Origin of the sequence: Streptomyces glaucescens, assembly GCF_002154375.1 — a bacterium.
GTDB lineage: Bacteria > Actinomycetota > Actinomycetes > Streptomycetales > Streptomycetaceae > Streptomyces > Streptomyces glaucescens.
The window spans coordinates 20343-28437 of record NZ_MUND01000032.1 but is presented as its reverse complement, the minus strand read 5'-3'; the positions used below and the strand labels follow the sequence as shown (position 1 = coordinate 28437).

Genomic DNA, 8095 nt, shown 5'->3' with positions numbered 1-8095 from the left:
TCGACGGCCGCGGCCGTCGAGGAGATCTTCCGGTTCGAGACCTCCGTGGAGAACGGCACCTTCCGATACGCCAAGGAAGACGTCGTCATCCGCGACACCCTCATTCCCAAGGGCTCGCTCGTCCAGGTGTCGATCGCCGGGGCCAACCGCGACCCGGAGGTCTTCGAGGACCCGGACCGGATGGACGTCGAGCGGCCCAACGCCCAGGCGGACCACCTCGCCTTCGGCGTCGGCCCGCACTACTGCATCGGCGCGCCGCTGGCCCGCCTGGAGATGCACATCGCCCTCACCACGCTCTTCGAGCGCTTCCCCCGGGTCACGCTGGCATCGGCGCCACAGGACGTGCCCTGGCTGACCGTGCCGTTCCCCGCCTTCCGCGGCGTCGCCGAGCTCCCGGTCGTCCTCGACCCGTCATGACGGCCCCCGTACGGGTGGTCCGGCTGCTCCGGGTGCGGGACGGACGGGAAGCGGACTTCGTGGCCGCCTACCAGGGTGTCCTCGAACGGGCCCGCCGCTTCCCCGGCCACCTCGGCGAGCAGCTGTGCCGGTCCCTCGACGATCCCGCCCAGTGGCTGCTCACCAGCGAGTGGGAGAGCGATGAGTCCGTCAGGCGGTGGCGCACCGACCCCGCTCACACGGCGCTGGTCGAGCCGCTGAACGCCTGCCTGCACGACGACCGCTGGACGGGGCTGTTCCACATCATGAGTCCCGCCGGGACGCGGGCCGCACCGGCTGCCGGTGCCGGAACACGTTCTGAGGGTCCGAGTACGCCGTGACGCGCTGGAGCCGTGGACAGCCGTCCTGGTGAGCGCTGGCCGTCGACCACGTACCGGAGCGGCGTGTCGTACGCCCGCCGCTCCGCCTTCCGGCGACGGCGGCGGAGGAGGCGGAGGTGAAGGAGCACGGGCCGGGACCGCGAAACGCCGGGGAACGCCCCGGGCGAGGCGGCCCCGGCCCCGCGCCCCGCGCGGCGCGAAAGGTTCCCCGGGGCCTCGCGGGGCGGGGTGGGTCAGCCGGGAAGCGCCCGGCACCACTCCCTCACCGCGTGGCCCCCTTCACCAGGTCGGCCGCCTTCTCCGCGACCATGATCGTGGGCGCGTTGGTGTTCCCGCGCGGCACCGTCGGGAACACCGAGGCGTCCGCGACCCGCAGCCCCGCCACCCCGAACACCCGCAGCTCGGGATCGACCACCGCGCCGATCGCACAGGTCGACGTCGGGTGGTACAGCGTCTGCCCGGACCGCCGCGCCCAGGCCAGCAGCTCCCCGTCGGAGTCCCCCGCGGGCACGTCGTACGGGCCGGTGACGAGGTCGGTCACCGCCCGCTGCGCCGCGATCTCCAGGGCGATCCGTATCCCGGCGACGGCGCACTCCCGGTCCTCGGCCGTCATCAGGTAGTTGTGCACGATGCGCGGGGCGGCGTCCGGGCGCGGGGAGCGCAGGGTGACCGCGCCGCGGCTGGTCGGGGCGAGCACGCACGGGCCGAAGCCGAAGCCGTGCTCGGCGACCGGGCCGAGACCCTCCTGGTGGAAGAGGACCGGGACGGCGTGGAACTGCACATCGGGCGCGTCGAGTCCGTACCGGCTGCGGAAGAAGCCGCCCGTCTCCCCGATGTTGGAGGTCAGCGGGCCGCGCCCCGCGCTCTCCAGCAGCGCGGCGTTCTCCGAAGTCGCCGCGCCGGTCAGCGACTCCGTGTCGGTACGGAAGTTGAGCAGCATCGCGTAGTGGTCCTGGAGCCCCTGGCCGGCCGGCAGATCGCTGACGACCTCGACACCAAAGGCGGACAGCGTCGCGGCGGGCCCGATCCCGGAGAGCATCAGCAGCTTCGGGGACTCGTAGGCGCCCGCGGAGAGGATCACCTCCCGCTCGGCGCGGACCACCTCGGCAACGCCGCCCCGCTCCACCTCCACCCCCGTCGCCCGGCCGCCGTCGAGCACCACGCGGTGGGCGCGGGCGGAGGAGAGCACGGTGAGGTTCGGCCGTTCCAGGGCGGGGTGCAGATAGGCGACGGCCGTGCTGCAGCGCAGGCCGCCGCGCTGCGTCAGCTGATAGCTCCCCACACCGAACTGCGTCTCGCCGTTGAAGTCGTCGTTGACCTTGTGCCCTGCCTGCACGGCGGCGTCCACGAACACCGCCGCGAGCGGATGCCCGGACCTCCCGTCGCTGACCGTCAACGGCCCTCCCACACCGTGGTGTTCGTTCTCGCCGCGCTCGTTGTCCTCGGAGCGCCGGAAGTACGGCAGCACATCGGCGTACGACCAGCCGGTCGCCCCCGCCGCGGCCCAGCCGTCGTAGTCGGCCCGGTTGCCCCTGATGTAGATCATGGCGTTGATCGAGCTGCAACCGCCGAACACCTTGCCGCGGGGCAGATACGCGCGCCGCCCGCCGATCCCCGGCTCCGGATCGGAGTCGAGATCCCAGTCGAGGTCGGACTTGAACAACTGCGGGAAGGCGGCGGGGACATGGATCTCCTGCGCGGTGTCGGGGCCGCCCGCCTCGATCAGCGCCACCCGGACATCGGGGTCCTCCGACAGCCGGGCCGCGAGGACACAGCCCGCGGATCCGGCGCCGACCACGACGTAGTCGTACATGCTCATTCCATCCCCTTTGATCGAAGGCGGTGTCACGGGTGTGCGGGGACGCGGGCGCCCACCTGCCCGCGCCGAGTCGGGCCGGTCGTCGAGGAGGTGATCACGTCGGCGTCGGGGGTGCTCATCACGGCGAGTGTCCCCGCAGGGCCTCGGATCGGTACATGGTGCGGCGGCCGTTCGGCGAGGACACGGGCGAGATCGCGCCACCCGGCAGCGCCGGCAGCGCCGACCGGGTGCACCGGGCCGACGCGGGCCGTCATCCGAGGACGCCGCCGCCCTCGGCCGGAAGCGGCTGTTCCGCCCAGATGACCTTGCCCTCGCGGGTGTGCCGCGTGCCCCAGTGCTCGGTGAGCTGGGCGACCAGCAGCAGCCCACGACCGCCCTCGTCGAAGGCCCGGGCGCGGCGCAGATGGGGGGCGGTGCTGCTCGCGTCGGAGACCTCGCAGGTCAGCGTCGACTGCAGGATCAGCCGCAGCTGAATGGGGCCCTTGCCGTAGCGGATCGCGTTCGTCACCAGTTCGCTGACCACCAGCTCGGTGGTGAAGGCCAGCTCCTCCAGCCCCCAGGCGGTCAGCCGGCCGGTGGTGAAGTCACGGGCCCGCGAGACGGCAGCGGGGTCGGACGGGAGGTCCAGCGCGGCGACGTGGCCGGGATCGAGCGCCCGGGTCCGGGCCACCAGCAGGGCCACGTCGTCGGCCGGACGGCTGGGCAGCAGCGCGGCCAGCAGCCGGTCGCAGAGCTCCTCCGGCGACCCCGGTGCCCGGGCGAGGACGTCGCTCAGCAGCGAACGCGCGGTGTCCACGTCGCGCCTGCGGCTCTCCAGGAGACCGTCGGTGAACAGGGCGAGCAGGCTGCCCTCCGGCAGTTCGAACTGGGCCGTCTCGAAGGGCAGCCCGCCCAGGCCCAGCGGTGGGCCGATGGGCATCTCCGGGAAGTCGACCGCCCGGCCGGCCGGGGTGCCGTCGTCGGCGGCCAGGGGGGTCACCACGGCAGGCAGCACATGCCCGGCGCTGGCCAGCGAGCACAGCCGGGACACCGGATCGTAGATCGCGTACAGACACGTCGCGCTGGTCTCGCCCTCCTCGGCCGACTCCTCGCGCTGGAGCCGGATGACCACGTCGTCCAGGTGGGTGAGCAGCTCGTCGGGCATCAGATCGATGTCGGCGAAGGCGCGGACGGCGGTCCGCAGGCGGCCCATGGTGGCGGCGGCGTGCAGGCCGCGGCCGACGACGTCGCCCACCACGAGGGCGACCCGGGCGCCGGACAGCGGGATCACGTCGTACCAGTCGCCGCCCACGCCCGCGCCGGACCCGCTGGGCAGATAGCGGGCGGCCGTCTCGGCCGCGGACTGCGCCACCGGACGGCGCGGCAGCAGGCTGCGCTGGAGGGCGAGCGCGGTGGAACGCTCCTGGGTGTACCGGCGGGCGTTGTCGATGTACACCGCGGCTCGGGCCGCGATCTCCTGGGCCAGCAGGAGATCCTCCTCGTCGAAGGGCGCCACGGTGCGGTGCCGGAAGAACTGGGCCAGACCCAGGGTGTCCCCGCGGGCCCGCAGGGGCAGCAGCAGCGCCGAGTGCACCCCGGGCGCGAGCGGGCCGCCGGTGCGGTCCGCGGTGTCGGAGTCCGTGCGGTGGCGCAGCAGCGGCTGCCCCGTGGCCAGCGCGTGAGCCGGCTCGGACCCGGCCGGATAGGTGTGCGTCCGGCCCGTGGCCACGGCGGGGTCCGGACCGCCGTCCGGGGCGGGGTGCTGGGCGACCCGCCGCAGCACCGGCGGGGGAGTGCCGTCGTCCTGGAGGACGGATTCGAACAGGTCGACGGTCACCAGGTCGGCGAAGTCGTCCGTGCCGACCTCCGCCAGCTCCCGCGCGGTGCGGGCGGTGTCGAGGGTGGTGCCGATCCGCCTGCTCGCCTCGTTCGTCAGCAGGAGCCGCCGCCGCAGCAGCCGGTCGCGTTCCTCCTGGTAGGCGGCGACGACCTGCTCCGAACCGCGGTCGACGTACTCGAAACCCGTCGCGATCAGCCGCATCCCCGCCGCGTTGATCAGCTCCCAGTCGCCGGTGAGCCGTGTGGCCTCGCGCTGGATCATCTGGAGCAGGCTCACATGCCCGAGGCGGTAGGCCCGCAGGAGTGTACTGACCGGTACGCCGCGCCGGGCGAATCTGCGGGCCACCTCCGGCGCCGAGGCGGGTGTCTCGACCTCGCTGACGTCGAGGCCGTGCTCCAGCATGTCGAGAAAGGCGGTGACGTGCCCGGCGGTCTCCTCCAGGGCGACCATGGAGAGCTCGTCGTCCTTCCACATCTCGGGCAGCTCGGCGCGCAGAACCCGGAGCAGCACGTCGGCCGACTGATTCGCTCGCGGTCTCAGCGCCTGAGCAAGCCGCCGCAGGAAGGCGTCGACATCGGTCCCCATATCCGCAACGTACCGAAGGGTCCGGAGCCGCGCCCGTCCGAGCGTACCGCCCGCGCACCAGGGCCTGCCGCCGGCCGACGGACCCTGGGGCTGGCGGGCCGCGCCGCCTGCGGAAAGGCAGGACCCGAGCCGGGTGGGCCGTGTCGCCCGCGAGGCAGGGCCCGGCCGGTCGGAGCGGCCGGGCGACGGTCCGCCCGGTCGCGGCACGGCTCTGCGGCGGGTTCGGGCAGGCCCGTGCCGCCCCGCCCGGGGGGCGGCGTCCCGGCCTCCGTGTCGCCGCTCGTGATCCGGTCTCCGTCATGAGTCCGGTCCCGTTCGTGGATCCGGTCCCGTTCGTGAATCCGGTCCCTGTCGTGAGTCCGGTCCCCGTCGTGAGTCCGGCAGTGGTGCGGGGCGGGGCGGCACCCGGTGCAGACGGGCTGGAGGTTCTGTCGAGAAGCTGCCCAGAGCCGCACGGCAGACTGCTCTCCGGGACGCCTTGGCCGGGGAGTCTCCACCTCCCGAAGGGCGGCCATGACCGTGACGGGACGGCATCTCCAGGGGGATCAGTGAGCCCAGCAGGAACCTTGGCCGACGACGGGACGGAGCGCGGCACGGCCGCCGGGACGCGGGCGGCCGGCCGGGGCTCCACGCCGTCCGCGCAGGCCCACCGCGGAACCTTGGACGGCCTGTTCTCCGTGATGGCCCGGCACCGGGGCACCGCCGTCGCCGTACAGGACGAGGGCCGCGGCATCACCTACGGAGCCGCGGAGCGGTACGCCGCCCAGCTGGCCACCGCCCTCCTGCGGGCCGAGGTCCAGCTCGGCGATCCGGTACTGCTGCACTGCACCGACCACGTGCAGTTCCTCGTGGCCCAGTTGGCCGTCCTGAAGCTGGGCGCGGTGTGTGTGCCCGTGCCGCGCGACGCGGACCGGGCGGCCCTGGAGCGCTGCGCCGAGGTGAGCGGTGCGTCGTTGGTCCTCTGCGGCTCCGCCCTCCGCGCCCGGTGGGAACTGCCGGCCCTGGTGCTGGACGACCCCGCCGTGTGGTCGCGGATCTCACGGCGTCGCCCGGAGGCGTCGCTGCCCCACTCCGGTCGTACCGACGCGGCGCACCTCCTCGTCGAGCACGCCGACGGGACGGGCCATCTGGTCGATCACCGGGCGTGGATGTTCTCCCTGGCCGATCGCACCCGCCGGGTCGGTCCCCCCGACCGCGCCGTGGCGGTCTGCGGGCGGCCCGGCGCGCCGGAGGCGCTGTCCGGGGCGTGGTGGGCGTTCAGCGCGGGCGTGACCCTGTCCTCCCGGCCCGGAGGCGTCCCGGTCGCGCCGCGGACCACGGACCACGCGACCACGGCCGTCCTGCGGCCCGCGGACTACGCGACCGCGCTCGACGCGGCGGTACCCGGAGCCCCGACCAGGCTGCGCACCGTCCTGCTCGTCGGCGAGCCCTGTCCCGGCGAACTCGTCCGGCGGCACTTGCGGATGCTGCCCCGGACCCGTCTGCTCGCCGAGTTCGCCCCGCTCGACGGCGCGATGCCTTGGGCGGCCGTCGACCACTCGGCGGACGGCGTCACCACGTCCTCCCTCGCGGTCGTCGGCCGCGAGGTGTCGCGGGTCCGGATCACGATCCGCGACGCCGAGGGGCACCCGCTCGAGGACGGCCGCACCGGCGCGGTCTGGGCGTCCGGCACCGCCCTGCCCTTCGACCGGCTGCGCACGCGCGGCCGGCCGGAAGGGGACCTGCCGGCCCCGGCGTCACTCACGAAGTCCCCTTACCTCGGCCGCCGGAACGAGTGCGGCGCTCTGGAGATCACGGGGATCGACCCGGCTTCCCCGGGCGACCCTCCGCACTGAGGCCACCGCACCGCCGCCCGGCGGCGATCCTGTCCCCTGCGCATCGTGGCGGCCGCGGGCGACGCACGCCCGCGGCCGCTTGCCCGTCGGCCACCCCCGCGTGGCACGGACTGCGGGACGGGTGCGGTCAGGCGGTGGCCAGGGCGCGCCGGTAGCCATGGGCCGGAGCCGGAAAGCCGGCCCGCCGGGGGAGGGGTCTCGGGGACGGCCGCCCGGGCAGAGGATCGTGGCCGGGCAGGGCGAGGAGTACCGGTGGGCGGGTCCAGTCCTCCGGCTGGACCGCCATGTCGAGGCGGACATGGGTGCCGCCGGTGATCTGCACCGGACCCACCGTGCCGACCAGGAGCGGACGTCCGCTGGTGAAGTCGTCGGCGATGTGGGCGCCCAGGGCTACGGCGTGCAGGTACCAGATGCCCGGCGGCACGTTGTTCAGCGAGAAGGGCCCGGCGCCGTCGAGCATGGACCAGGCCACCGGCCGCCCCTGCACGACAGGGCTGTCGAAGGCACCGATGCAGAGCGGGGAGAGTGGTGTGCCCGTGACGTGGGCGGTGCCGGAAACGGAGCCCAGCGGGCCGGCCGGCGCGACCGGCGGGAGGACTGCCGGGTGTTCGGCGCACTCTCCTCGGGAGATCCTGCGGTACTGGGTGGGGGAGATGCCGACGGACGCGGTGAAGCGGCGGGAGAACGTGCCGGTGCTGCTGTAGCAGACCTGTGCCGAGATGTCGGCCACGTTGAGACGGGTGTCGGCCAGCAGACGCTTCGCCTCGTGCAGACGGACCGCGCTGAGAAAACGGCCCGGGGTCACGCCGGTGATACGGCGGAATACCCGAAGGAAGTAGAACTTGCTCACCATCACGGAGCGGGCCAGGTCGTCCAGGCTGAGGGGCTCGTGAAACCGCTCGCGGATGGTGATGACCGCGCCCTGCGCGAGGTGTTCCATTCTGTGGGCTCCCTCTCTGACGGCTGGGTGATGTGGCGGCATGACCGAGGGGTGGAGCGTCGGCGCCAGTCCTTCGACGCGGCGTGCTGCCATGTCTTCCTCGTCCTTTCCGACTCGTCGTGGGTGTCCTGGGGGAGCGGCGCCACGGAATTCCCCACCGAATTCACTGTCCGAAAATGCGACAAGGGTCGCGCGGCCGGGTGCGGTTGATCAGGTGGGGGCGCCGCGCCGGGGCGAGTTCGGGTGCCGTGACGTACCCGTACCGCCGTTGCCGTGCCGATCGTCCCCCGTCCGTGGCCCCGCTCAACTGCTGCCGCCCAC

At 73.8% G+C, this 8095-nt stretch carries 6 protein-coding genes; 3 read left to right on the top strand and 3 right to left on the bottom strand.

The features are described 5' to 3' along the window. Together CCN42_RS02525 and CCN42_RS02520 are read left to right on the top strand one after the other, a co-directional pair. Positions 1-417, top strand: a 417-nt coding sequence (locus CCN42_RS02525; protein ID WP_143661829.1) for a cytochrome P450, incomplete at its 5' end; no start/stop codon positions are given. Next, a complete protein-coding gene (locus tag CCN42_RS02520) occupies positions 414-776 on the top strand; it encodes an antibiotic biosynthesis monooxygenase family protein (RefSeq protein ID WP_086732855.1) in 363 nt (120 codons plus the stop codon). The genes CCN42_RS02525 and CCN42_RS02520, both read left to right, overlap by 4 nt. A gap of 262 nt (positions 777-1038) precedes the next feature. On the opposite strand, the gene CCN42_RS02515 is transcribed toward CCN42_RS02520, so the two are convergent. Together CCN42_RS02515 and CCN42_RS02510 are read right to left on the bottom strand one after the other, a co-directional pair. Next, on the bottom strand, positions 1039-2595 hold the full coding sequence (locus CCN42_RS02515; protein ID WP_086732854.1) for a GMC family oxidoreductase: 1557 nt from the start codon (positions 2593-2595) through the stop codon (positions 1039-1041). Between the two features lie 250 nt (positions 2596-2845). Continuing rightward, positions 2846-4999, bottom strand: coding sequence for an ATP-binding SpoIIE family protein phosphatase (locus CCN42_RS02510; protein WP_086732853.1), 2154 nt, complete (start codon positions 4997-4999; stop codon positions 2846-2848). A gap of 566 nt (positions 5000-5565) precedes the next feature. On the opposite strand from CCN42_RS02510, the gene CCN42_RS02505 reads away from it, so the two are divergent. Then, on the top strand, positions 5566-6834 hold the full coding sequence (locus CCN42_RS02505; RefSeq protein WP_158102051.1) for an AMP-binding protein: 1269 nt from the start codon (positions 5566-5568) through the stop codon (positions 6832-6834). 127 nt (positions 6835-6961) lie between these two features. Here CCN42_RS02505 and CCN42_RS02500 read toward each other — a convergent pair whose 3' ends face one another. Beyond that, positions 6962-7774 (bottom strand): helix-turn-helix transcriptional regulator, encoded by an 813-nt coding sequence (locus CCN42_RS02500; RefSeq protein ID WP_158102050.1) that lies wholly within the window; start codon positions 7772-7774, stop codon positions 6962-6964. Positions 7775-8095 lie beyond the last annotated feature (321 nt).